Raw genomic sequence first — 21,319 nt, 5'->3', positions numbered from 1 at the left:
GTTGTTGAAGCTGGCAATGGAGTTGCCGCCTACCGCGAGGTATAAGATGTTTAAGACAAAGAAGTACGCGATCTACTATCTGCTAGACGACGTGGAGGTGAGGGGGGAGCCGGAAAAGAAGTTTGTGCGTGGGGGGCACATGTTTTACTTCTTTGGGGGTGCTGTGGTGATTAAGCCTGTTAAAGAGTCTTCTCAAGTTCAAGAAGCTCCTTCAGCCTAATCCGCGTGGTTTTGCCGTCGGGGGTCTCTCTTACAATTACGAAGTCGAGGAGGCCGCGTCTAAGCTCTTCCATGGCTATGAGCACGGGATCCGTCGTGCCGACTTCCTGCACGTCTACAAGCGGCTGGGCCCCCATGGCGAGCTGTATAGCCCGGGCGCCGATTATACGCGCCACTTCGTATTTAGTAAGGCGTGGGGGGTAGAACTCCCTTTTGTTGAGAGACTTCTCCAGGAGTTCAACAAGTTTGTTGATGCGGTCTACTAATTCTGTGGTGGATAGCGTCTCCACGACATGTGGGCAATAGAGTTGGTTTATAACATTTTCAACCGTCGCGACGTGGGTGGTAACTAGAAAAACCAGAGGGGGGGAAAATTAGTCGAATTTAGTCTCTTCCTTCTCCTCCCCCTCCTCGCCCTTCTTACCCTTCTTCTCCTCCTTCTTCGGGGCGCCGGCGGCGATTATGTCGTCGATGCGTAGTATCATTATCGCGGCCTCCACCGCCGACTTAATTACCTGCTTCTTGACTATTAACGGATCCCACACGTTCATCGCCGCCATGTCGGTGATCTTGCTGCCGTGCACGTCTACGCCGGCTGTGACCTCGCCGTTGTCGTGTCTTCTTCTGAGCTCGGCAATGGCATCTACGGGATCAAGACCGGCCGTCAGCGCCAGGATCGTCGGTATGTGCTCAACGGCGTCTGCGAACTTCAGGGCCGCTAGCTGTTCCTTGCCCGGTAGCTTTCTGGCGTACTCCCTCACCCTCCTCGCCACCTCTACCTCGAAGGCGCCGCCTCCGGGCACTATCTTCGGCTCTCTGAACAAGTCGCGCGCCACGTGTAACGCGTCTTGTAGCGACCTCTCCACCTCGTCTAGTATCCTGTCGCTACCGCCTCTCACTAATATAGTCACGGCCCTCGGGTTGGGGATGTCCTCCACGAATACCATCTTCTCCTCGCCGACTTTCCTCTCCTCTACGAGGCCCGCCGTGCCGAGGTCCTCAGGCCTCGCGTCTTTGATTGACGTGATTATCTTGGCGCCGGTGGCCCTCGCCAGCTTCTCGATGTCGCTACGCTTTACTCTCCTCACCGCGAGGATGCCCTTCTTGGCTAGGAAGTGCTGCGCCACCTCGTCGATGCCCTTCTGCGTAATCACGACGTTGGCGCCTATCGACGCAAGGTGGTCAACATAGGACTTCAAGATCTCGGCCTCCTGATCTAGGAAGGCCTTGATCTGATCTGGGCTCGTTACTGAGATCTTCGTGGTCCACTCGGGCTTCTCTATCTCTAGAGGCGCGTCTAGTATTGCTATCTTGGCGTTGGTGACGCGCTTCGGCATGCCTGGGTGCACCACCTCCTTGTCTAGGACGATGCCTCGCACTAACTGCGTCTCGTATATAGACTTGCCCTTCTTCTTCTCTATCTTTACCCAGTCGAGGTCTAGATAGGGCTTGCCGTCTCTCATCTCCATGGCCTGCATGGCGGCCTCCACCACCAGGCCGGCGAGGTAGTCCCTAGTCTCGGCGACTACCTTCGAGGAGAGGGCGCTGGAGACAACCTTAAGCAACTGCTCTTTAGTTAGCTCGATGGGCTTGGCAATTTCGTCGGCTACCTTCAGCGCGTAGTCTGCGGCTTTCTTGTATCCGTCTATGACGATAGTTGGGTGTATACCCTCCTCCAGTAGCTCCTCGCCCAGCTCTAGTAATTTACCGGCGAGGACCACCACCGTGGTGGTGCCGTCGCCTACCTCCGCGTCTTGCGCCTTGGCCACCTCAATCAACAGCTTAGCCGCCGGGTGCTGGACCTCCATTTCTTTTAGTATCGTCGCGCCGTCGCCTGTGATCGTGACGTCGCCAAAGGCGTCGATTAGCATCTTGTCCATGCCTCTGGGCCCTAGAGACGTCGCCAGGATTTCGGCGATTACCTTAGCCGCCTGTATGTTAGAACGGCGCGCGTCTACTCCGGTGGTTCTCTGACTGCCTTCTTTTAATATCATTACGGGAACGCCTGTTCTAGGAGCTTGCTGTGACATGGCTTGACATAAATTGTGCATATAAAAACTTTTCCATCATATGGAGGACAAGCCGGCTCCTCCTAGCTCTGTGGAAACGCCTTGGCCAAGGCGAGGATAGACCGCCACCTCGCCTCGACATCTTCCTCCAGCGCCTTGACCTGCTCCTCAGTCACGTGGGCAAATCTGCCTTGTAGCTTTAGGTACTCTATCAAAGGCCTCCTCTTGGCCTTATCCGCGTATGTCGTGCTGGGCGGGTTTAACCTAAAGTGGCCGTGGTCGTACTCCCAGAGAATCCAGACACCTGTCTCGACGGCGAGTCTCGCCACCTCCACGGTCTTGGCAGGGTCGAACCTCCACCCCGGCGGGCACGGCGTATGTAGGTGTATGAACTTGAACCCCTCAACCTCGGCGGCTCTTTTTAGTTTTCTGTAGAAGTCTTGTGGATAGGCTATGCTGGCGGTTGCTACGTAGGGAACGCCGTGCATGGCCATTAGGAGAGCCACGTCTTTCTTTCTCTCGCGCTTGCCCATGGGGGTGGTGGTGGTCCACGCGGCTAGCGGCGTTGAGCTACTGCGCTGTATGCCCGTGTTCATGTAGGCCTCGTTGTCGTACATAATGTAGATGATGTTGCTGTTCCTCTCAGCGGCGCCGCTTAGAGTCGCGAAGCCGATGTCTGAAGTCCCGCCGTCGCCTGCCCAGACGACCGCGTGGCCCTTAACGCCGAGGGATCTGTACGCCTCAGCTATGCCGGTGGCCACGGCGGCGGCTGAGGCAAAGGGCACGTTTAAAATAGGCATGGCGACGCCAGACTTAGGCGACAGGCCCTGCACCACCGCGGCGCAACTAGCCGGTATCGTCAACACAGCTTCCTCGCCCAGCGCCATTCCCAAGATTTTCCAGCCAATCATCATGCCGCAGCCGGCGCACGCGGCGTTGCCGGGAACCACGTATTTCTTCTTCGGAAGCTGATCTATGCGGAAGCTCATACTACAAACTCCACTTCTCTGTAACTTCCGTCTAGGGCTTTTTGTATAGTTTCGTAGAAGTTCTGGGCGTCGAAGTCGACGCCAGCTATGCCAGCTACTATATTCACCACCCTGGCCCTTGAGAGAAGCGCCTTGATCTCAGTCCCCAGTACTCCCCCCAGCGGGGTTATGTCTCTATCGTATACAACAACTCTTTCGTACTGATCTAGCTTGGCCACCTCCTCCTCGGGGAACGGCCTTATGAATCTCACCCTCATTAACCCAATGGAGATGCCCCGCCTCCTGAGGCTCTCCACGGCCTGCTTCGCGTCGCTACACCAAGCCCCCATACACACAACGACGTTCTTAGCATCGCCCGCCTTATACCACTCGACAAGCCCCCCGTAGCGCCTCCCAGTCAGCCTTCCATACTCCTCGTCGACCTGGCTTACTATCTTCTTCGCCTCCCTCTGCGCCGTGTACACGGTTGCTATCTTGTGCCTCGCGTGATCTCTATTGTCTGAAGGCAGGTTGCCGAATGTAACAGCCTCGCCCGGACGTAGCAACAACGGCACGTCCGGCCTGCGGGGCGGCAGGAATTTATCAACCAATTCCTGAGGCGGCAACTCGACGGGTTCCGTTGAATGGCTGAGGATAAAGCCGTCAAGCCCCACCGCGGTGGGGAGAACCGCAGTCTCCGCAATTCTAAATGCCTGTATTGTCAAGTCGAGCACCTCCTGCACCGTCTCCGCCATAGCTATCAACCACCCCGTGTCTCTAAGGACTAGTATGTCGTTGTGCTCCACGTGGATATTCCATGGCGGGCCGATGGTGCGGGTGACGACGGCCATGACAACCGGCGCCCTGCTGAGGGCGGTCCACCAAGTCGCCTCATACATGTACAGCAACCCGTGAGAGGACGTGGCTGTAAACGCCCGCGCGCCAGCCATCGCCGCGCCGTAGACGACTGACATCGCCGCGAATTCCGACTCCACGTTGACAAATCTGGCGTTTAACTCCCCCCTCTCCACGAACTCGGAGAGCTTCTCTACGATGGACGTTTGCGGGGTGATGGGGTATGCCGCTATTACATGGGGCTTCGCCATCTTGACGGCGTAAGCCACGGCGTAGTTACCGGTAAGAGCTGTTTTCTGCGCTACCAGCGCCTTCATACCCCCTCCTCTGGCTCCATATCTATAGCCTTTACTGGGCAGACCTCTGCACAGATGCCACAGCCCTTGCAGTAGGTGTAGTCAATTTTCACCTTCTCGCCCTTTTCCCAGTCGATTACAGACTCTGGACAGTAGAGCCAACATAGTCCGCAGTCTATACACTTCTCAAGATTCACCACTGGTCTATAGGTGCGCCACGTGCCGGTGACGCCGGCGGACGCCGGCGCGGGTTTTGAGATAGGCAACACAATAGACTTAACGCATTCCATTTATATATTTTATAGTGGTTTATAGAACCATAAAAGTTAGAGGCGATTTGTATAAAATACGAGAGACGAGAATACAGCTACCTAATTCATACATCTAAAGTTTAGATAAAATTAATAAGTAAATGAAGTTAACCCCATCATGCGTGAGGTAATTTTTCTCGGCCGCGGGGGGCAGGGCGCCGTCACTGCCGCCCAGCTCTTGGCTTACGCCGCCTCTCTAGAGGGTAAAAAGGCGCAGGCCTTGCCCGAGTTTGGAGCCGAGAGGAGGGGGGCCATCGTGAGGGCTTACCTAAGGATAGGAGAGGCTCTTCTCCACTCTTCAGTGAAGAAGGCGGACTACGTCGTGGTGTTAGACGGCCGTATTATTGAGCAGGTAGATGTTAGGCAGTACGGCAAGCCCGGCGCTGTGTATATAGTAAACATCAAGTCGCCGTCGGATTGGTATATATCTATCGACGCGACGTCGATCGCGCTTAAACACGGCCTTGTAGTAGCGGGGTGGCCCGTGGTCAACCTCATAATGGCGGCCGCGTTTGCGGCAGTTAGCGGGTTGGTGACGCTGGAAAGCATCGTAAAAGCGGTGCCTGAATACGTGCCGAGGAGGTACGTAGAGGCTAATATAAAAGCCGTGGTTGAGGGATATGAATTAGCGAAGAGATTAGTAGAAGCTCGCTAAGGCCAGCGGCCGCTGTCAATTGAATAAATATCGGCGTCGGGCGTCAACACGCCTCTGGCATCTACAACGACCTGCGAGTTCATTAAGCTTAACAACACACTTGCCTTAATTTTGTACGCCGAATGGTCGGTGGATATGATCACGACGTCGGCGCCCTTTACTGCAGATTCGAGGTCTTGAGTAAGCGCGATACCCCACCTAGCTAATAACATATCTTGTTTAACATAGGGGTCATGTACTGTTATCTGTTCTGACTTTATCCCCACTTTCAACAAGGTGGCGATGATGTCGTATGTGGGGCTACCTCTTGTATCATCTACATCGCCTCTAAACGCCAAGCCCAGGATCACGATTTTGGCCGCCGCTGGGTTGACGCCGTGTTTTAACATGGCGCGTAACGCCGCGAAGGCCACTTCCTCCGGTTGCTTCTCGTTTATGAACCGGGCTGTACGTGTCAGCGGCAGATCCACGCCGTACTTAGCGGCGGTCCACATGAGGAAGTAGGGGTAGACAGGTATGCAGTTGCCGCCCACGCCGGAGCCGGGCTTGTGGACGTGGCTGTAGGGCTGGCTATTAGCCGCCTCTCTTGCTCTTCTGAACGAAATTCCTAGGGTGTTTGCGAGTTTGGCCATTTCATTTGCCACTGCTATGTTCACGTCGCGGTACACCCCCTCCAGTAACTTCTCAAACTCCGCCTCCCTAGTGCTCTCCAAAACCAGGACGCCCCTCTTCGCAACTTGTCTATACAGCTCCGCGGCCTCCTCTGCGCTCCTCGGCCCCACCCCCGCCACGACTTTGGGGTAGTTCTCCACTATGTCTTTCAAGGCGTGGCCCACCATTACCCGCTCCGGGCTGTACGCGAGGTAGAAGTCCTCCTCGGCGACTAGGCCCGAGGCGCCCTCCAGCACGGACCTCACCACCTCCTCAGTGGTGCCGGGGGGCACGCTCGACTCAACAATTACGAGGTCGCCTTTTTTAAGCCCGGCCCCTATGGACTTCGCCGCGGATGTCAAGGCGGAGAAGTCCACGTCTATCGCCGTGGCGGACTTTTTTAGGAATACCGGCACGGCCACTATCTTCACGTGGCTTCTTATCGAAGCCACCACGCCGTCTGTAGTAGCTGTGAACTTGCCGCTTCTAATGGCGTGGGTAAGTACATCAACTACGTCTTTCTCCACATACTCCACGACGCCGCTGTTCAGCTTCTCCACCTTCCCGGAGTTTATATCTACGCCTATCACCCTGGCGCCTGCCAAGGCCCACGCCGCCGAGAGGGCCATCCCCACGTAGCCCAGTCCATACACGGCTACTACGAGCTCGCCGCGTCTTAAGAGGTCGGCCAGCACGGGGGTGGAGATAACCTTTTTTAAAAAGGTTACCACCGCCCCTGGTGGAGATCTACGTCATTGGGTACGGCGGCTGGATATCAAACCCCCATCTAGGCTACACTTCTCTATATGTCAAGACCGACGTTGGTATTCTCATAGATGCGGGGGAGTGCACCTATGCAAAAATGGCCGCGTGCGGCCTGCCGTGGCCCGACGCGGTGTTTATAAGCCATAGACATGGCGACCACATACTCGGCCTGCCCACCTTCATGCTCATGGCGAGGAGGCTCGGCAAGAGGCTGAGGGTAGTTGCAAATAGAGACGCGGCTGAGGCCGCCCGGGCCCTGGCGTTGGCATCCGGCATCGAGAACGCTTTGCAACATGTCGAGTTTGTCGAGGCGAGGGGGGTCTTGAAGATTGGAGATACCCAGCTGGCCTTCGCCCCGACGTCGCACCCTGTGGAGACTCTGGCGGTGAGGATCGAACACGGGGGCAGGTGTGTTGTGTACAGCTCAGATACGGCGCCGTCTGAGGGCGTGGTTGAGCTTGCGCGTGGTTGCGACTTGTTAATACACGAAGTCTCAGGGAACCCGGGGCAGGAAGAGGAGGCCCATAGAGTTGGCCACAGCACGACGGCCGACGCCGTTGAGCTGGCGCGGAGGGCCGGGGTCAAGATGTTAATGCCCATACACTTCTACCTAGAGCCGCCGGTCGTGCCCCCCGGCGTTACTGTGGTAATCCCGGCGCCCTGCGGCAGATTTACGATATGATCTGTTACCGGCTGGCGGGTCGCCGGGACCTCTTCGCCTTCCCCTACCCCATAGCAATATGGAGGGACCCGCCGTCGTCTGTGGAGTTTGTGAAAAATCTCGCGGAGAGCTACGGGGCTGTGCATATATACACAGTGGGCGATGTGGTGACTCGTAATTTCCTCAGCCAAGGCCTCGTGCCCACCTCGGTGGCCATTGATGAGAAGACGAGGAGAGGTGTCAAGGTGGAGCAACTAAACCTCTTTAAGAGGGTGATTAGAGTCGTCAATCCCCCCGGGTATATTACAGAAGAGGCCTGGGCCGCCGTGGAGGAGGCCGTGGGGGGCGGGGTGGTTATTAAAGTAGAGGGCGAGGAGGACATGTTGTCGCTGGCGTTTATTAAGCTGGCCCCGCCGAGATCTATCGTGGCCTATGGCCACTACATGGGGGCTCTCATAGCAGTGCCAGTGGACTGGTATAGGAGCTATATCTTAAAGCTGTTTGACTACCTCGAAAAGTGTTAAAAACGCCACTTAAAAAAGAGGCATGAAGCCAGTTACTATTCTAGCCATAGCCGTTCTGGTATTCGCGGTCTTGGCCGCGGTTATCGTATATAGCAACTTAATCTCTCGATCTCAGCCACAAGCGTTTTCTACAACGTCGGCGGGTGGTTTGCCGTTGCCCAACTGGGCTATAACGTTCGGCGACCCCAAGGCGCCTATTACGTTGATAGAGCTATTCGATCTACACTGCCCCTACTGCGCGATGGCGCATGAACAGCTAGATCCTTTATATAGAGAGTTGCTAAAAACGGGGAAATTGAGGTTGGTATTCCTAGACCTTATAGTGCACCCAGAAGCCGCGCCGGCGCATCAATATCTCCACTGCGCCTATAACCAACTTGGTAACAAGACGTACGACTTGATAACGCAGCTCTACAAGATCTTCCTCAGCGACGGCGCACAGAAACAGCTCGAGATATTGCAGGGCTATAGGTGTACGAATACGCCAAGCAAGTCAGATTTTGACAGTGCTGTAAAAGAACTTCTAGGTGCCTTGGTGCAAAAAGGCGTGGCTATTAGACAGCTAGGCACGCCGACGTTCATAATTATAAAAAACGGTACCATTAACGTAGTGGTTGGCGCAGACGTGGCGCGCGTGATCTCTCTAATTAGTCAGTAGCTGGGGGTATCAATTCCTCTCTTTCCCTAAACAGGGCTACCGTCCTCGCGTGTTCTAACATCCTCGCGACCTCTATATACCCATGCTCATAGAACTGGTCTATCAGCCTTGTTAATTCTTCGACTAGTGATGAGTTTGGCTTCATAGATAGGCAAATGTGATGGATATATAAATGTTTTGCCTACTGACTATGTAATTTTCGTTAATTATAGAAATCAGACAGCTGCCGCGACTTCACCTCTCGTAATTGGTCGGGCTCATCACTAATATTAGCGATGAGTTGAGGCTATAAAGTGAAGTACGAGGTAGACAGGAAGAGGCGTGTCATAAAGGTGGTCCCGGAGAGGGAGGAGGATCTGTACTTCATCTACCTGCTTATCGACATGGGCGACGTGGTGCGTGGGTGGACTGTCAGAGAATACAAGCCTCTTGGAGCAAAGGAGGGGGAGAGGATGAAAATGTACCTAGGGATTAGGGTGGAGGCTCTTGAGTATCACAAATTCCGTGGCAGTCTGAGGGTGAGGGGGACCGTTGTCGAGGCTCAGGAGGGCATAGAGGGCGTTAAGGGGCGGAGGCATACATTTGAGCTTGCTGTGGGTAGGGAGGTGGAGATCGAGAAGGCCGAGGAAAGGCCTCTGGAGGTGGTCGAGGAGGTGTTAAACATGGCTAGGAACTCCCTTCCTCGGATACTTTTAGTATCTATCGACGACGAGGAGGCCGCCTTTGCATACATAACTGCTCTGGGCGTAGAGGTACTTCACACTGTATATAACAACGCCGAGAGGGGTGGGGGAAATAGCCTTTTACACAACTATCTTGTGTATGTTGGTAAAGTAGTGGAGGAGTTGAAACGTCGACTCGACCCAGATAAGGTGGTGGTAGCTGGCCCCCACATCGTCGTGGAGCAGGCGAGTGTGTACATAAAGGGAGATCGCGTGTCTCAAAGCTCGGGTGGGCTTGCAGGTGTTTATGAATTTGTGAGGAGGGGGCTTTACGACGAGTTTAAAAAGGAGATGGGCGTCGTAGCTTATGAAAGACTCATGCGTTTATTAGCGACGGAGAGAGAGCTGGCGGCTCTTGGGCTTGAGGAAGTTAAGGAGGCCGCCGCCTCTGGCCGCGTCGACATTCTATTGGTGTTAGACTCGTATCTGAAAGAGAGGCCGGGTGAGGTTTGGAGTGTCTTGTATGAAGTATATAAGAGCCGTGGGAGAATATACATCGTAAGGGAGGATACTGAAATAGGCGCTGGGCTGAGGGCGCTGGGAGGTATAGCGTCTATCTTGAGATGGTAAGAAACGGGAGTGGGGAAAAAATGTGGATTTAACGCGGTTATTTCTTCTTGCCTAGCAGTCTGTATACTTTGATGCCGGTGTATGGGGATTTGGCTACTGCAAACATCATCGGCCCGCGGGCAGTCTGCTTCTCCACAACCTCGTAGTTATCCGTCTCAAACGCCTGCTTCGCCTTAATGTCATAGAACTTCAACTTCTGCTTCTTCGACATAGGTGTAGGGTACACCGTGGTTTATAAAGTTTTTGTTTAATTTAATTACTGTATATAATTAAAGAGCTCTATTGATAAAATCACTATTGAGGTGGTGCTGATTGTACTTTTCATAATTTATATTATTTTTCCTTTTTTGTATATTCTATGCTCTTCTTGATCTTTCTAGACTAGGCCCATTGAGGTAATAAACCGCACTAAAAATATCGCCGTTTCTAATGCTTTAAACTCGGTATTTGCTTTAGTTAGATATATGGCATATAGGAGAGTAGTAGCTCTTCTAGGCGTGGGAGGGGTCGGGAAGACCACCTTCGCGTACAGAGTCTTGGGAGTTTCCGATACCCCTGTACTGACTCTAAGACCTAGCTACTACAGATTCTACATAGGAGATCTAGAGATAGATTTGGTAGACGTGCCGGGACAGAGGGTATTTGAGGTAGCGATGAAGTTTACCTCTTTTAAAATTCCAATTGTTGATAGGCTAGTGTACATGTATGACTTGACTAATTACGACACTTTGTATGCCATTTCCGAGCTACACACGATTTTCGTAGAAAGAGGCTCGCGGGTGGCGAAGGAGTACGTGGTTGTTGGTAATAAAAGAGACATCGCCGAGGAAATTGGCGTATTTATAGAGGCTGATGAGATAGCCTCTTCAATAGGCGCCTCCGAGATTTACTATATATCGGCAGTAAAAGATCCTCCTCGGGTGTTTCAGGAGATTCTGCTAGGAAAGTCCTAGGCGGGCAACCACCTGTTGAAAAACGTAGTTCCAGTTCTCTCTCGTTAGCCAAAAAACCTCGAATCCAAATCTCTTAGCTACGTCTATGTAATTTCTGTGTATTGTTGCCAATACCCTCGGCGTGTTGTATAGAGCGTTTTGTAAATACTCGCCGAAGCTGGGGCATTTGAACTCCATGGCGCCGATCTCGTCAATAATCTTTAACTCGCACCGCTGGCTTAACGCACTTCTAATTGCCTGGCAAGCCTCTAGCCTAACTGCGTACTTACCCACTGAGGGCTCCCCTCTCCCCACTCTTGCAAGCGGCATGCGGTTGCCGCCGACGAGCTCAACTACGTCGAAGCCTATGCGCGAACCCCCCTCCCTTACCTCTATAGTGACGAATCCGCACACGCTCAGCTTCTGCTTAGCTAGCTCTGCTACTTTTAGAGCTAGCGTGGTTTTGCCGACGCCAGGCAATCCGGAGATGCCGATTCTGCCCTCAGCCCTTTCACGCCACGTCATAAACTCGGCTTAGTCTAGCCTCATCACGTTTTTCGCAGATCACTACGATATAAAGTTTCGCGCTATTGTGAGAGTGCCTTCAAGCGCTTTTTTCACCAAACTATCAATAAGCTTCTCGAAAGGCGCGAGCGCCTCGCCTACAATACTCCGCATTTTGGCAAGGATACTCCTGGTCTCTGTAGCGTATTCGTTAACAGCGCCGCGCTTAACCCCCTCGTCGCTCATGTCGTCGGAGTATTGATACAAGACGCCAAGCGATCTGCCGAGTCTCCTCGCCAGCTCTATCATCTCCCGCCTACCCAGAAGTATCGTGGGGAGGACAAGTGTCGCCTCAATCAGAGGCGCAGTTTTCAGCTCAGCAGCTTTTTCTCTCTCACCGTCAAGATCGAGGGCCTGGCCTCTGGAGAGCCTCTGGGCCACGTCTGCTAGGTACTCAACAACCTCAGGCCCAAGCCTCACCGCACGTTTAATAGACTCGGCAATAAGCCAGTCGCTGGCTATGATAGACCTATCGTCGCCGTATAGTATACGAGGCGTCTTTACGCCTCTCCTCTCGTCGTGTTTATCCATTACGTCATCTTGAAGTAGCGACACCACGTGTAGTAGCTCTACGATAGTTGCAGCCTGTATAATTCTGGGATCCATTAAAGACCTCCTATCTAGGCTGTACGAGAAGGTGAGTAGCAGAATAGGCCTAAGCAACTTCCCCGGGGTTTCTATGTAGTGCCGCACCGCGCCGCGTAGCGACGCGGGCTCTAGGTCCTCCCCCACTTTTTGAAGATCTGCCACCACGTGCTCCAGTGCTGCCAAAACATCGCGCGGCAACAGAGACACATAATTAAAAAGAAAGGTGTTTTTATCTCTTTGTTAAATCAAGCCCAAAATCTCACTTCGCCCTGTAGCGCCCCTCAGCGGTTTTTTCAACCTTCCCCTCTCTAATTAGACGCGTTAACTGGGCCTTCACCACGGCCACCTTCTCTACACCTATCGCTTTTGCAACCTCCTCAGCGGTTAATTCTTTACCTTTATTCTGAGCCAGATATTCATATATTTTAGTCTTCACTCCTGACGGCATGTATGTAAATAAAAATCTAGGTATTTAAAGTTTAAGACATCGTGGGAGCGGATAAGTTTATTAAAGCGGCTTTACGGTCTGCGCATGGTCAGGCTGGCGATAGTTGTCGCAGAGTTTAACTACGACATTACACGCCTAATGTTGCAAAAAGCTCTTGAACACGCTAAATTCCTCGGGGCCGAGGTGACCTACGTCGTGAACGTGCCCGGGGTCTACGACATACCTATGGTACTGAGGGATCTAGTGGCGAGAGAGGAGGTAGACGCCGTAGCCACGCTGGGGGCAGTTATCCAGGGCGCTACAAAACACGACGAAATAGTTGCACAGCAGGCGGCGAGGAAGATACTAGACATCTCGGTTGAGTCTGGTAAGCCAATCACGCTGGGCATCATAGGGCACGGCGCCAACAGAATACAAGCTCTTGAGAGAGTGGAGGAATACGCGAGGCGCGCGGTGGAAGCCGCGGTGAAGCTGGCGAGGAGAAAGAAGAGGTTGGAAGAGGCGAAGTACAGCGGGGAGATGGTGTATATAGACTAGTACACTGGGGTTAGCCAGTTTAGGTACTTCTCCACTCTGCCCCTCACAACGTTTGAATAGAACTCAGCTATTTTCATGGTAATAGGGCCGGGTTCTCCAGAGCCAATGGGCCTGCCGTCTACTTCGACCACGGGCGTTACCTCGGCGGCGGTGCCGACGAGGAACACCTCGTCTGCCGTGTAGATCTCTTCGCGGGTGATCGGCCGCTCCTCGGCTTGTATCCCCAGATCTGAGCTAAGCCTCAAAATAGTATCTCTCGTGATCCCCTCCAGAATTGATTGGTGTACAGGTGGCGTGTAGAGCTTTCTACCTCTCACCACGAATATATTCTCGCCGGATCCCTCAACCACGTATCCGTTTAGATCCATTAGCAGAGCCTCGTCATAGCCTCGGCTCTTCGCCTCTGTGAGCGCTAATACAGAGTTTACATATATACCGCCGATCTTAGCCATCACGGGCAACATAGTGTTGTGGGCTCTGCGCCAGCTCACAATGGCGGCTCTTATCCCCTTAGGCGAGAGGTATTTGCCAAACGGGAAGATAATAACTGCGAGGGATACCTCAAGGCTTCTAATATCAAGTGTCACAGTTTCCGTGGATACAAACGCCACGGGCCTGATGTAGACATCTTCTCTGAAGTTGTTGGCCTGTGTCGTCTCGATAACCGCTTTGCGCACCTCCTCTCTCGTATAGGGTATCGTCACTCCAAGTATCTTTGCTGACTTAAACATGCGCTCTACGTGGTCGTCCAGTCTGAATATTAGTAAATTGTCGCCGTTCCAGTAGCCCCTTATTCCCTCAAATATCGAGGTTCCGTAGTGTAGCGCATGTGTCATTACGTGTATCTTGGCGTCTTCCCACCTCACAATCTTGCCGTTAAACCAGACGTATTTAGCGTGGGGCTTCATAGAGCAAAAATCAGCCTCCTCATCTCCTCCCCAACCTTCTCTATCTGATGTCCCTTTGCCTCCTCCATAAGTCTCTTCAGCGTCGGGGCGCCCCGGCTGTACTCCTCAACCCACTCCCTGGCGAAGTCTCCGTTTTTTACACGCATAGCCGCCTCCTTCATCCTCCTCTTCACATCTTCGTTTATTATCTTAGGCCCAACAGTCAATCCGCCGTACTTGGCAGTGTCAGATACGCCGTTTAACATACCGTAGATACCCCGCTGCCATATCAAGTCCATTATCAACTTGGCCTCGTTTAGCACTTCGAAATACGCCACCTCAGGCTGGTAGCCCATCTCTACAAGCACCTCAAAACCCTTCTTTATCAACTCCATAAGGCCCCCCACGAGGACGGTCTGCTCGCCGATTAGATCAGTCTCGGTCTCTTCGGCGAATGTAGTTTCGATGACGCCAGCCCGCGTCGCCCCTATACCTTTCGCAATGGCTAGGGCGTACTTCAGAGCAGAGCCGCTGTAGTCCTGATAAACAGCTACCAAAGCCGGCACGCCCCGCCCCGCCAAGTACTCCTCCCTAACGGCTCTGCCAGGTCCCTTGGGGGCCACCATCACCACGTCGACGTTCTTCGGCGGCTTTATTAAGCCGTAGTGCACATTGAAGCCATGTGCGAAGTCCACCACGGCGCCCTCCCGGAGGTTGGGGGCTATCTGCTCCCTCCACACCTTGGGCTGTTCCATATCTGGGATGAGGACCATGACGACGTCAGCCCTAGCCACTGCGTCGCCTACTTCATAAACCTCGAATCCCTCTGACGACGCCAATTCCCACGACTTGCCTCCCCTACGCACACCTATGATTACCTTAAGCCCGCTATCTCTCAGATTAAGCGCTTGGGCCCTCCCCTGTATCCCGTAGCCCACTACAGCTATGGTTTTGCCTCTGAGGGGTTCGAGAGAAGCGTCTCTTTCTGTATAGATCTTCGCCATGGTTATAGAATTTCAGCGGTTTATATGTATCTCCTCAATTGTCAAAACTTCGGGTAGTTTATCCAGCTTCGCCACGAGCCAGTTAACCTCGTCGGGATCTCCATCGACATACATGTGGATTTTGTATATAGTCGTGTCGGCCGCAATCTGCATATTAACCACGCTGACCTTTGCACGTCTAGTAACTGCTATGATGCGCCCAAGGGCGTCTAGGGACTTGGGGGCTGTTATGTTAATTCTCATCATACACCAACTTCACCTCCATGCCCTCTGGTAGTATAGCCGAGGTGAGCCAGTCGCCTGGCTTCACCCAGGGCAGGACGATGTCGCTATCGCTGTCTATAGTGAGGTCTACTATCAGCGGCTCGTTGTTTCGCAAAGCCCTGCCAACCAGCCGCTCCAACTCTGCGTAGCTCTCGGGCTTAACTCCGTCGATCTCGTAAGCCTCGGCTATCTTCAAGAAGTCAGGCCTATGGCTAAACTCCGTGGCGATAATCCTCCTCTGGTAGATATAGATCTGCCACTGTTTGACCAGCTGGAGAGCTCTATTGTCAAATATAGCGACTACTATAGGCAGATTGTAGTCCCGTACAAGGGCTAGGTTGTTCATAGTCATCTGGAACGAACCGTCGCCATCTATACACAGCACGGGCCTAGTGGGATCGGCCAGCTTGGCTCCGAGAGCCGCAGGTATTCCAAAGCCCATAGTTCCAAGACCTGCCGACGTTATGAACGTCCCGGGCTCGTAGACGTCCCAAGCTATCTCAGCCCACATCTGGTGCGAACCAACGCCGGTAACCGTCACCGTGTTTCTGGGGGCCGCGTTTCGGAGCACCTTTAGGACTTTCCACGGGTGGAATGTCTTGGTAGATTCAGCAATTCTCGACATGGCGTCTTCATACATTTTACGTATATTCAATAGCCATGAAATATATTTAGTATTGCTTACCGATTCGACGTGTATGATATCTATAAGCTTTCGAAGAGCCTCTTTTGCGTCGCCTACTATGCCCACGGTCGGCTTGACGTTTTTCCCAATTTCGCTCTTGTCGATATCTATATGGATAAGTCTCACCCTCCCGCTTTTGATGGACTCATTCAACTCCTTGAATCTCCCCCACGTCCTGTCGCTAAATCTTGTCCCCACGGCTAGTATGACATCTGCATTTGCCAAGGCCGCATCTGCTTCGGCCCGGCCGTGCATCCCGGCGGGGCCCATATATAGGGGATAGTCGTGGGGAACCGCGGCCTTGCCCGGCAGAGTTGATACGATAGGCGCGTACAGTATTTTGGAGAGCTCCACAACTTCGGCGGTTGCCCCGGACCACAAGACGCCGCCTCCTACTAAAATCACAGGCCTCCTAGCCTCCATTAGGTACTTAGCGGCGAGGCTTATCTTAGCCTCGTCTAGCGGAGGCGGCAGGAACTTCTCCCTATTCACAACTATCCTCTCTTCGATGTCTGTAGCTCCTGCCAACTGGACGTCTCTCGGCAAGTCGATAAGAGTGGGGCCGGGCCTCCCCATTATGGAAATTTCATATGCAGTTTTGAAAGCCGGAGTCGCCTCGGACGGTTTTTTGACTTGGTATGCAAATTTAGTTATAGGCGTCACAACTCCCAGGATGTCGGTTTCTTGGAACCCGTCTCGTCCAAAGATGCCAGTGGGGACCTGTCCTGTTATGGCGACTAGAGGTACTGAATCCATATAGGCGTCTGTTAACCCAGTTACTATGTTAGTGGCCCCAGGCCCGCTTGTCACGGCGACAACCGCCGGCTTTCCCGAAACCCTGGCGTAGCCCTCTGCGGCATGTATAGCACCTTGTTCATGGCGGAAGAGGACGTAATCTATGTCTTGTCCGTACAGCGCGTCGTAGAGCGGCATGATTTGACCTCCTGGTATTCCCAGCACGTGTTTGATCTTGTACGTTTTGAACGTTTCGATGAGTTTATCTACGACGCGTTTCTGACCCCCATTGTAAGCCCCGATACCCCCGACATTGATAGAGATGAAAGAGAGACTATTTAAACATTACCCAGTCTATATATTGCCTCTGAGGCTAGTCTAACGACTTGGCGCACGTTTGGGTACGTCTCTATCTCGTCTATCTCACTCACGTCTATCCACATACCCTCCCTCAATACGCCGCCGGCTCTGCGAACTAGATACACCAAATCGAAGTGTATATGAGTCTCCTCGGGGTACTTTACTACCTCCTCAAGCACGACGAGGGGCAGTGGTCTCTCTATCACGTTCTCGTCTTTTATACCGTGGAGAAGACCCACGGGCTCCACGACGAGGCCTGTCTCCTCCTCAAACTCTCGTTTAAGAGTCTCTAGAGGCGTCTCGTGAGGCTCAACATGACCCCCTGGGTATATATATACGCCCAAACGTCTATGCCTAATCATTAACACTTTTCCTCTCTCTATCAGAACCCCACTTGCGACCATGCACCTTTTCATTAACCTTCATAGCTTAATTTTTTAAATAGGTGCTGGATCATGTGAGGTGTTCGGCAAAATCAAACTGGGTATAGAGGAGTGGAAGAGGCTCGAGTCTGATCTGGACAGGATCTCCTCAGGCGGGCCCATGGAGTTGGTTATAAACCTCACACTAGTCTACTCGGGAGAGGATGGCCTAGAGGAGGAAGAGCACCACCACCATCACCACCACGTCCACGACTTTGAAGAAAATGAATTCACGCGAGAGGTGGCTAAATTACTTGACCACATAGCACATACATACGATGCACATGTTCATCCGCACCTCCACAGTAACCACGGGAGTGTGATGTTCGCAGTGAAAGGAACACCTAAAGAGCTTATAAAGGCTCTGAAAGATGTCTTGGAGTACGTAAAGCTTAACTGCGAGAAGTGCGTCGTCCATTCGCTCGACGGAGAATTTCATCTCGGTGAGGATCTAAGCGGGATATATTTCGGAGATGCGTATAAAATAACTGTAATACTTCCATCAGAAGATGGAAAAAGGCTTAAAGTCCACGAGGTTCACTTCTAAGCCTATTTACTACACAGTCTATCGTCTCCAAGACTTCTGGAGAGACGATTTTTCTCATGTCTTCGATAGATATGTGGGGATAGCCCCCAATCCATATGTGTCTGTGTATAAATGCTGAGTCTTCGCTGAGCCACACGCATTTTTTCTCGCCGACGTGGGCGGCGTCGCCGATGTGAATCACGACGTCGCAGTCACAAGTCGTCGGGCAGCCGAGAGCTCTCGCCAAATGGGAGGGCCCCACAACCACAGGGATTCCCATTTCATATATCTTCCAGAACAAGTCGCACATCACCTACAGATAACCTAGATGGTTTAAATCGTCTACGTCGTCTAGGAGGATAACCACGTCCTCTAGATTGATCCTCCCCTTACTGAGTGCCTTTGGGGGGATTTCCACGTATTCAGGTATAAGCGTGTCGTCCAACTTCCTAAGTAGCATCTTCACGGTAGCAATACCAGATTTTAACCTACTATAGGGAAATTTCTTCGCCGGGGGCCGTGGGGAGGTATATATTGTCGAAGCCCTCCTCCGCTAGTTTACTCACCAGCGGAGCTGATGTCGAGGGATCGGTGTGCACCAGTATGATTTTTGTCTCAGGTGCAAACCGCTTTATAAAAGCCTCGATCTCCCCCCTGCCGGCGTGTGCGCTGAAGTCAAACCACTCAAGCCTCGCCTCTACCTTTACAGTACTGCCGTCGACAACCGCGTAGCCTTTGCTCAGTATCTGGAAGCCCGGCGTGTTAGGCGCCTGGAAAGACGGGAGAAATATCCCGTTTTTCCTATTCTGGGCGAGTTTCTTAAAATAGAAAAGCGCGGCGCCCCCCTTCAACATACCAGCTGGAGTAATTATTACGGAGGGCTCCTCCATGGCTCCCTTTCTCACGTATGTGTTAGGCACTTCAATAGAGATCTCAAGAGCTTTTTTGTAAAGCCCCGGATCTCTTAGTAAGTGCGGGTACCTACCCACAATCTGGTTGATCTGCCTAGCCAGTCCATCTACGTAAATTGGATAGCTGTCTACACCGTGTTTAACAAGAGTAAGCAAAATCTCCTGTGCCCGACCGAGGGCGAAGGAGGGTATTAACACAGATCCGCCGCCTTCCAACACCTCCTTAACAGAACGTGTAAACTCTTCCTCTAGCTTCTCCCGCGGCGGGTGGTCCGTCGACGCGTACGTGGCCTCCATAATAACAACGTCGGGGCGCCGGGGCAGGTTGTATACATCCGCGCCCCTGAGCATATTAGTATCCACCGTGTTAAAATCTCCAGTAAACACCACAACCCTCCCCTCGGCCTCAATTACAGCCATGGCGCTACCCGGGATATGTCCAGCGTTGTAGGCGGTGACAACGGCGTCACGTCCTATCTCCACTGGCTCTCCATAGGTGAGGGGTATGGCGCTTGACATGGCCTCCCTAACCTCATCCAGAGTGTAGGGGAGGTAGTAGCCCGACAGCTTTATGGCGTCGGCGTACATCAAGTCGCTTAGCTCCATCGTGAGTGGGGTGGAGTACAGCGGTGTTTTGGTAGACACGTAAAGAGATGGGAGCCCCCCGCTGTGGTCAAGATGGGCGTGGCTTAGGAAAGTAGCCGTGAGATCTTTGGGACGGACGTGGAGGGGGAAGACTGGTCTATCATTTGCGTCAAAAGAAACGCCGTAGTCTAATAAAATGCCATTAGACGCTGCTTTGATTAACACGGCAAGTCTTCCAACCTCACCAGCCCCGCCAAGAAACCGCATCTTCATAACCGGCAGACGCCATAATTTTCAAATAAAAACCTTAATATCAAGATGAAAGAGGAGTATATGGAGGAGGTGGAGAAGCGCCTCAATAGGTTGCTTGAAATAAACCGGCGGCTACTTACCCACCTGGAGGAGATCAACCGCCTGCTCTCGGAGAGGCAGAAGAAGTAGCGGGCACGGGTAAAATTTATATACCAAGCGCCTACAGCGGCCCATGCCATTCACCACATCTGCGCAGCCTAGAAAACAACGGCTTAGTCTATACGAGGCTCCGCCCCACCTGCGGCGTAAGTTATTCAACGCAAAGCTGTCGCCCGAGCTGGCTAAGAAGCTAGGTGTAAAGAGACTGCCGGTGAGGCGCGGGGACACTGTGTTGATTTTAAGAGGCGACTTCAAAGGCGTGAGAGGTAAAGTTGTCAGAGTCGACACCAAGAAGATCCGTATATATGTAGAGGGCGCCACTAGAACCAACAGCAAGGGGCAGACTGTGTACTACCCCATACACCCAAGCAAGGTGATGATAGTGGAGGTCGACACATCCGACAAGGCTAGGCAAAAAATAATAGAGAGGAGAAAGAAGTAGGGCTATGGTACATCTAAGAAAGTCGCTGGCTCCGTACTGGTGGCCTATACCGAGAAAAGCTGGCGGCGTGTGGGCTATAAGGCCGTCGCCGGGGCCCCACAGCCTAGCCTATTCACTGCCCCTGGCGATGGTTATTAGAGACGTGTTGAAATATGCCAAGACTATGCGCGAGGCGAGGTATATAATATCTCGGGGCTATGTAAAAGTTGACGGGGTGGTGAGGAGAGACTACAAATTCCCGGTGGGCCTCATGGACGTGGTGGAGATTGTGCCGACTGGCGAGGTGTACAGAGTGGTGCCAGATTCAGAGAAATACTACAACCTCCTCCCCATTCCCTCTGAAGAGTCCTCGATGAAATTGTTGAGAGTAGAGGGCAAAACAGCCGTAAAAGGCGGCAAGCTACAGCTACACTTCCACGACGGGAGAAACCTCATCACTACTCCGGAGCTGGGGAGACAGATAAAGACCTTTGACTCTGTGCTGTACGATTTACAGAACAAAAGTATAAAGATGCATATACCGCTGAAACTCGGCGTTAATGTGCTTGCAATCCACGGCAGCAACGTAGGCTTCGCCGGCGTACTACATGAAATCGTCTGGACACTAAAACGGAGGCAGTCGGTAGTTGCCATAAAGAGAGGCGACGAGGTTAGGAGGACAATTCTCGGATACGTAATGGCGGTAGGTGCGGAGTCGCCGGTAGTGAAAATATCTCCCTAGTCGGCAGGCGGCTTCTCCTCGGTATAAGCCTCAGCCATCTTCTTAGACAGCAACCTCTCCTCAGCCTTCCAGAAGGCATCGCCGTAGTAATCCAGCGCCTTCTCCATATCTGAAATACTTATTGCTATCGGCTCGTATATTTTCACAACGCCACCCTCGACAACCCAGCCCTCCACGACCCCACCCACCGCCCAGTCGTATTTCGCACTCACTACATAACGCCTCTCAAAGACAGGGCTCCTAACCTTGATGTAGACGGTGGCTATGCCGAACTCTTTAAGAAATCTAGAGACAACCTCCCTATACTTTTCACCTGGCTTTGGGGCTGGGACTCTCTCGGCGTATATAATATCATCGCGTTTCAAGTCCTCCTCAAGAAGTTGGAGGAGTTTTGAAACAGGTTGGCCCGTTCTCTCAATACGCATGGACTCTA

Annotated in this window: 32 protein-coding genes; 12 read left to right on the top strand and 20 right to left on the bottom strand. The window is 52.7% G+C overall.

Annotated elements, in window-relative coordinates:
• Positions 1–16: 16 nt before the first annotated feature.
• Complete coding sequence (locus P186_RS06180) at positions 17–220, top strand: hypothetical protein (RefSeq protein WP_148682793.1); 204 nt, start codon at positions 17–19, stop codon at positions 218–220.
• Here the strand turns inward: P186_RS06180 and P186_RS06175 are convergent.
• The 5 genes from P186_RS06175 to P186_RS06155 form a co-directional block, all read right to left on the bottom strand.
• On the bottom strand, positions 180–509 hold the full coding sequence (locus tag P186_RS06175) for a DNA-directed RNA polymerase subunit K (RefSeq protein ID WP_014288588.1): 330 nt from the start codon (positions 507–509) through the stop codon (positions 180–182). The two genes, P186_RS06180 and P186_RS06175, sit on opposite strands and share 41 nt — an antisense overlap.
• 84 nt (positions 510–593) lie before the next feature.
• On the bottom strand, positions 594–2,249 hold the full coding sequence (gene thsA / locus P186_RS06170; RefSeq protein WP_148682792.1) for a thermosome subunit alpha: 1,656 nt from the start codon (positions 2,247–2,249) through the stop codon (positions 594–596).
• A gap of 62 nt (positions 2,250–2,311) precedes the next feature.
• Positions 2,312–3,217, bottom strand: a complete 906-nt coding sequence (gene porB, locus P186_RS06165; RefSeq protein ID WP_014288586.1) for a pyruvate synthase subunit PorB — start codon at positions 3,215–3,217, stop codon at positions 2,312–2,314.
• Positions 3,214–4,368 carry a transketolase C-terminal domain-containing protein gene (locus tag P186_RS06160; protein WP_014288585.1) on the bottom strand — a complete coding sequence of 385 codons (1,155 nt, stop codon included), beginning with the start codon at positions 4,366–4,368 and terminating at the stop codon, positions 3,214–3,216. The genes porB and P186_RS06160 overlap by 4 nt, the downstream gene beginning before the upstream one ends.
• Positions 4,365–4,616: a 4Fe-4S binding protein gene (locus P186_RS06155; protein ID WP_148682791.1), complete on the bottom strand. Its 252-nt coding sequence runs from the start codon at positions 4,614–4,616 to the stop codon at positions 4,365–4,367. Before P186_RS06155 ends, P186_RS06160 begins: the two co-directional genes overlap by 4 nt.
• Positions 4,617–4,776: 160 nt before the next feature.
• Between P186_RS06155 and P186_RS06150 the strand changes: the two genes are divergently transcribed.
• Positions 4,777–5,313 (top strand): 2-oxoacid:acceptor oxidoreductase family protein, encoded by a 537-nt coding sequence (locus tag P186_RS06150; RefSeq protein ID WP_014288583.1) that lies wholly within the window; start codon positions 4,777–4,779, stop codon positions 5,311–5,313.
• On the opposite strand, the gene P186_RS06145 is transcribed toward P186_RS06150, so the two are convergent.
• Positions 5,310–6,659, bottom strand: coding sequence for a nucleotide sugar dehydrogenase (locus P186_RS06145; protein ID WP_148682790.1), 1,350 nt, complete (start codon positions 6,657–6,659; stop codon positions 5,310–5,312). The two genes, P186_RS06150 and P186_RS06145, sit on opposite strands and share 4 nt — an antisense overlap.
• A gap of 44 nt (positions 6,660–6,703) precedes the next feature.
• Here P186_RS06145 and P186_RS06140 point away from each other — a divergent pair, with 44 nt between their 5' ends.
• The 3 genes from P186_RS06140 to P186_RS06130 are packed head-to-tail and all read left to right on the top strand — an operon-like array spanning position 6,704 to position 8,572.
• On the top strand, positions 6,704–7,411 hold the full coding sequence (locus P186_RS06140; protein WP_014288581.1) for an MBL fold metallo-hydrolase: 708 nt from the start codon (positions 6,704–6,706) through the stop codon (positions 7,409–7,411).
• On the top strand, positions 7,408–7,914 hold the full coding sequence (locus tag P186_RS06135; protein ID WP_014288580.1) for a DUF359 domain-containing protein: 507 nt from the start codon (positions 7,408–7,410) through the stop codon (positions 7,912–7,914). The genes P186_RS06140 and P186_RS06135 overlap by 4 nt, the downstream gene beginning before the upstream one ends.
• Positions 7,915–7,936: 22 nt before the next feature.
• Positions 7,937–8,572, top strand: a complete 636-nt coding sequence (locus P186_RS06130) for a thioredoxin domain-containing protein (protein WP_014288579.1) — start codon at positions 7,937–7,939, stop codon at positions 8,570–8,572.
• Here P186_RS06130 and P186_RS14035 read toward each other — a convergent pair.
• Positions 8,562–8,717, bottom strand: coding sequence for a hypothetical protein (locus P186_RS14035; RefSeq protein WP_014288578.1), 156 nt, complete (start codon positions 8,715–8,717; stop codon positions 8,562–8,564). The two genes, P186_RS06130 and P186_RS14035, sit on opposite strands and share 11 nt — an antisense overlap.
• Positions 8,718–8,865: 148 nt before the next feature.
• On the opposite strand from P186_RS14035, the gene P186_RS06125 reads away from it, so the two are divergent.
• Entirely contained in the window at positions 8,866–9,864 is a 999-nt protein-coding gene (locus P186_RS06125) for a pelota family protein (protein ID WP_014288577.1), read from the top strand.
• A gap of 37 nt (positions 9,865–9,901) precedes the next feature.
• Here P186_RS06125 and cc1 read toward each other — a convergent pair whose 3' ends face one another.
• Positions 9,902–10,075, bottom strand: a complete 174-nt coding sequence (gene cc1, locus P186_RS14030; RefSeq protein WP_014288576.1) for a DNA-binding protein CC1 — start codon at positions 10,073–10,075, stop codon at positions 9,902–9,904.
• A 253-nt stretch (positions 10,076–10,328) separates the two neighbouring features.
• Between cc1 and P186_RS06120 the strand changes: the two genes are divergently transcribed.
• The gene (locus P186_RS06120) at positions 10,329–10,817 is read left to right on the top strand and encodes a Rab family GTPase (protein WP_014288575.1); all 489 of its coding nucleotides are present in this window, start codon (positions 10,329–10,331) and stop codon (positions 10,815–10,817) included.
• Here P186_RS06120 and P186_RS06115 read toward each other — a convergent pair.
• From P186_RS06115 to P186_RS06105, 3 genes are read right to left on the bottom strand one after another with little or no spacing between them, the layout of a single operon-like run.
• The gene (locus P186_RS06115; protein WP_014288574.1) at positions 10,803–11,321 is read right to left on the bottom strand and encodes an NTPase; all 519 of its coding nucleotides are present in this window, start codon (positions 11,319–11,321) and stop codon (positions 10,803–10,805) included. The two genes, P186_RS06120 and P186_RS06115, sit on opposite strands and share 15 nt — an antisense overlap.
• A gap of 42 nt (positions 11,322–11,363) precedes the next feature.
• Entirely contained in the window at positions 11,364–12,155 is a 792-nt protein-coding gene (locus P186_RS06110) for a polyprenyl synthetase family protein (protein ID WP_014288573.1), read from the bottom strand.
• A gap of 52 nt (positions 12,156–12,207) precedes the next feature.
• A complete protein-coding gene (locus P186_RS06105) occupies positions 12,208–12,396 on the bottom strand; it encodes a TrmB family transcriptional regulator (RefSeq protein ID WP_148682789.1) in 189 nt (62 codons plus the stop codon).
• A gap of 84 nt (positions 12,397–12,480) precedes the next feature.
• Here P186_RS06105 and ribH point away from each other — a divergent pair, with 84 nt between their 5' ends.
• Positions 12,481–12,933 (top strand): 6,7-dimethyl-8-ribityllumazine synthase, encoded by a 453-nt coding sequence (gene ribH / locus P186_RS06100; protein ID WP_014288571.1) that lies wholly within the window; start codon positions 12,481–12,483, stop codon positions 12,931–12,933.
• Here the strand turns inward: ribH and P186_RS06095 are convergent.
• The 5 genes from P186_RS06095 to P186_RS06075 are packed head-to-tail and all read right to left on the bottom strand — an operon-like array spanning position 12,930 to position 17,284.
• Positions 12,930–13,841 carry a branched-chain amino acid transaminase gene (locus P186_RS06095; protein ID WP_014288570.1) on the bottom strand — a complete coding sequence of 304 codons (912 nt, stop codon included), beginning with the start codon at positions 13,839–13,841 and terminating at the stop codon, positions 12,930–12,932. The genes ribH and P186_RS06095 overlap by 4 nt on opposite strands.
• Positions 13,838–14,824: a ketol-acid reductoisomerase gene (gene ilvC, locus P186_RS06090; protein ID WP_014288569.1), complete on the bottom strand. Its 987-nt coding sequence runs from the start codon at positions 14,822–14,824 to the stop codon at positions 13,838–13,840. Before ilvC ends, P186_RS06095 begins: the two co-directional genes overlap by 4 nt.
• A 12-nt stretch (positions 14,825–14,836) precedes the next feature.
• Positions 14,837–15,067 (bottom strand): ACT domain-containing protein, encoded by a 231-nt coding sequence (locus P186_RS06085; RefSeq protein ID WP_014288568.1) that lies wholly within the window; start codon positions 15,065–15,067, stop codon positions 14,837–14,839.
• Positions 15,057–16,826, bottom strand: coding sequence for a biosynthetic-type acetolactate synthase large subunit (gene ilvB, locus P186_RS06080; RefSeq protein WP_257719881.1), 1,770 nt, complete (start codon positions 16,824–16,826; stop codon positions 15,057–15,059). Before ilvB ends, P186_RS06085 begins: the two co-directional genes overlap by 11 nt.
• Positions 16,827–16,846: 20 nt before the next feature.
• Positions 16,847–17,284 carry an NUDIX hydrolase gene (locus tag P186_RS06075; RefSeq protein ID WP_148682787.1) on the bottom strand — a complete coding sequence of 146 codons (438 nt, stop codon included), beginning with the start codon at positions 17,282–17,284 and terminating at the stop codon, positions 16,847–16,849.
• A 46-nt stretch (positions 17,285–17,330) separates the two neighbouring features.
• Between P186_RS06075 and P186_RS06070 the strand changes: the two genes are divergently transcribed.
• On the top strand, positions 17,331–17,837 hold the full coding sequence (locus tag P186_RS06070) for a hypothetical protein (protein WP_014288564.1): 507 nt from the start codon (positions 17,331–17,333) through the stop codon (positions 17,835–17,837).
• On the opposite strand, the gene P186_RS06065 is transcribed toward P186_RS06070, so the two are convergent.
• From P186_RS06065 to P186_RS06060, 3 genes are read right to left on the bottom strand one after another with little or no spacing between them, the layout of a single operon-like run.
• The gene (locus tag P186_RS06065; protein ID WP_014288563.1) at positions 17,812–18,126 is read right to left on the bottom strand and encodes a hypothetical protein; all 315 of its coding nucleotides are present in this window, start codon (positions 18,124–18,126) and stop codon (positions 17,812–17,814) included. The two genes, P186_RS06070 and P186_RS06065, sit on opposite strands and share 26 nt — an antisense overlap.
• Positions 18,127–18,129: 3 nt before the next feature.
• Positions 18,130–18,276 carry a hypothetical protein gene (locus P186_RS13965; RefSeq protein ID WP_014288562.1) on the bottom strand — a complete coding sequence of 49 codons (147 nt, stop codon included), beginning with the start codon at positions 18,274–18,276 and terminating at the stop codon, positions 18,130–18,132.
• Positions 18,277–18,307: 31 nt separating this feature from the next.
• Positions 18,308–19,585: an MBL fold metallo-hydrolase gene (locus tag P186_RS06060; protein WP_014288561.1), complete on the bottom strand. Its 1,278-nt coding sequence runs from the start codon at positions 19,583–19,585 to the stop codon at positions 18,308–18,310.
• A gap of 45 nt (positions 19,586–19,630) precedes the next feature.
• Between P186_RS06060 and P186_RS14575 the strand changes: the two genes are divergently transcribed.
• From P186_RS14575 to P186_RS06050, 3 genes are read left to right on the top strand one after another with little or no spacing between them, the layout of a single operon-like run.
• Positions 19,631–19,753: a hypothetical protein gene (locus P186_RS14575; protein ID WP_014288560.1), complete on the top strand. Its 123-nt coding sequence runs from the start codon at positions 19,631–19,633 to the stop codon at positions 19,751–19,753.
• A 43-nt stretch (positions 19,754–19,796) separates the two neighbouring features.
• Positions 19,797–20,165, top strand: a complete 369-nt coding sequence (gene rplX, locus P186_RS06055; RefSeq protein ID WP_014288559.1) for a 50S ribosomal protein L24 — start codon at positions 19,797–19,799, stop codon at positions 20,163–20,165.
• A gap of 4 nt (positions 20,166–20,169) precedes the next feature.
• A complete protein-coding gene (locus tag P186_RS06050; protein WP_014288558.1) occupies positions 20,170–20,886 on the top strand; it encodes a 30S ribosomal protein S4e in 717 nt (238 codons plus the stop codon).
• On the opposite strand, the gene P186_RS06045 is transcribed toward P186_RS06050, so the two are convergent.
• The gene (locus tag P186_RS06045; RefSeq protein WP_148682786.1) at positions 20,883–21,311 is read right to left on the bottom strand and encodes a hypothetical protein; all 429 of its coding nucleotides are present in this window, start codon (positions 21,309–21,311) and stop codon (positions 20,883–20,885) included. The genes P186_RS06050 and P186_RS06045 overlap by 4 nt on opposite strands.
• Positions 21,312–21,319 lie beyond the last annotated feature (8 nt).

The sequence above is a fragment of the Pyrobaculum ferrireducens genome, assembly GCF_000234805.1.
GTDB classification, from domain to species: domain Archaea; phylum Thermoproteota; class Thermoprotei; order Thermoproteales; family Thermoproteaceae; genus Pyrobaculum; species Pyrobaculum ferrireducens.
The sequence above is the reverse complement of the archived record's forward strand: the minus strand, read 5'-3'. Positions and strand labels throughout refer to the sequence as shown.

What these genes read in the sequence shown, in the direction of transcription:
- P186_RS06180 (WP_148682793.1), top strand. Translation starts at nt 17, where the DNA reads ATGGAGTTGCCGCCTACCGCGAGGTATAAGATGTTTAAGACAAAGAAG.
- thsA (WP_148682792.1), bottom strand. Translation starts at nt 2,249, where the DNA reads ATGTCACAGCAAGCTCCTAGAACAGGCGTTCCCGTAATGATATTAAAA.
- porB (WP_014288586.1), bottom strand. Translation starts at nt 3,217, where the DNA reads ATGAGCTTCCGCATAGATCAGCTTCCGAAGAAGAAATACGTGGTTCCC.
- P186_RS06160 (WP_014288585.1), bottom strand. Translation starts at nt 4,368, where the DNA reads ATGAAGGCGCTGGTAGCGCAGAAAACAGCTCTTACCGGTAACTACGCC.
- P186_RS06150 (WP_014288583.1), top strand. Translation starts at nt 4,777, where the DNA reads ATGCGTGAGGTAATTTTTCTCGGCCGCGGGGGGCAGGGCGCCGTCACT.
- P186_RS06135 (WP_014288580.1), top strand. Translation starts at nt 7,408, where the DNA reads ATGATCTGTTACCGGCTGGCGGGTCGCCGGGACCTCTTCGCCTTCCCC.
- P186_RS06130 (WP_014288579.1), top strand. Translation starts at nt 7,937, where the DNA reads ATGAAGCCAGTTACTATTCTAGCCATAGCCGTTCTGGTATTCGCGGTC.
- P186_RS14035 (WP_014288578.1), bottom strand. Translation starts at nt 8,717, where the DNA reads ATGAAGCCAAACTCATCACTAGTCGAAGAATTAACAAGGCTGATAGAC.
- cc1 (WP_014288576.1), bottom strand. Translation starts at nt 10,075, where the DNA reads ATGTCGAAGAAGCAGAAGTTGAAGTTCTATGACATTAAGGCGAAGCAG.
- P186_RS06120 (WP_014288575.1), top strand. Translation starts at nt 10,329, where the DNA reads ATGGCATATAGGAGAGTAGTAGCTCTTCTAGGCGTGGGAGGGGTCGGG.
- P186_RS06115 (WP_014288574.1), bottom strand. Translation starts at nt 11,321, where the DNA reads ATGACGTGGCGTGAAAGGGCTGAGGGCAGAATCGGCATCTCCGGATTG.
- P186_RS06105 (WP_148682789.1), bottom strand. Translation starts at nt 12,396, where the DNA reads ATGCCGTCAGGAGTGAAGACTAAAATATATGAATATCTGGCTCAGAAT.
- ribH (WP_014288571.1), top strand. Translation starts at nt 12,481, where the DNA reads ATGGTCAGGCTGGCGATAGTTGTCGCAGAGTTTAACTACGACATTACA.
- P186_RS06095 (WP_014288570.1), bottom strand. Translation starts at nt 13,841, where the DNA reads ATGAAGCCCCACGCTAAATACGTCTGGTTTAACGGCAAGATTGTGAGG.
- ilvC (WP_014288569.1), bottom strand. Translation starts at nt 14,824, where the DNA reads ATGGCGAAGATCTATACAGAAAGAGACGCTTCTCTCGAACCCCTCAGA.
- P186_RS06085 (WP_014288568.1), bottom strand. Translation starts at nt 15,067, where the DNA reads ATGAGAATTAACATAACAGCCCCCAAGTCCCTAGACGCCCTTGGGCGC.
- P186_RS06075 (WP_148682787.1), bottom strand. Translation starts at nt 17,284, where the DNA reads ATGAAAAGGTGCATGGTCGCAAGTGGGGTTCTGATAGAGAGAGGAAAA.
- P186_RS06065 (WP_014288563.1), bottom strand. Translation starts at nt 18,126, where the DNA reads ATGTGCGACTTGTTCTGGAAGATATATGAAATGGGAATCCCTGTGGTT.
- P186_RS13965 (WP_014288562.1), bottom strand. Translation starts at nt 18,276, where the DNA reads ATGCTACTTAGGAAGTTGGACGACACGCTTATACCTGAATACGTGGAA.
- P186_RS06060 (WP_014288561.1), bottom strand. Translation starts at nt 19,585, where the DNA reads ATGAAGATGCGGTTTCTTGGCGGGGCTGGTGAGGTTGGAAGACTTGCC.
- P186_RS14575 (WP_014288560.1), top strand. Translation starts at nt 19,631, where the DNA reads ATGAAAGAGGAGTATATGGAGGAGGTGGAGAAGCGCCTCAATAGGTTG.
- rplX (WP_014288559.1), top strand. Translation starts at nt 19,797, where the DNA reads ATGCCATTCACCACATCTGCGCAGCCTAGAAAACAACGGCTTAGTCTA.
- P186_RS06050 (WP_014288558.1), top strand. Translation starts at nt 20,170, where the DNA reads ATGGTACATCTAAGAAAGTCGCTGGCTCCGTACTGGTGGCCTATACCG.
- P186_RS06045 (WP_148682786.1), bottom strand. Translation starts at nt 21,311, where the DNA reads ATGCGTATTGAGAGAACGGGCCAACCTGTTTCAAAACTCCTCCAACTT.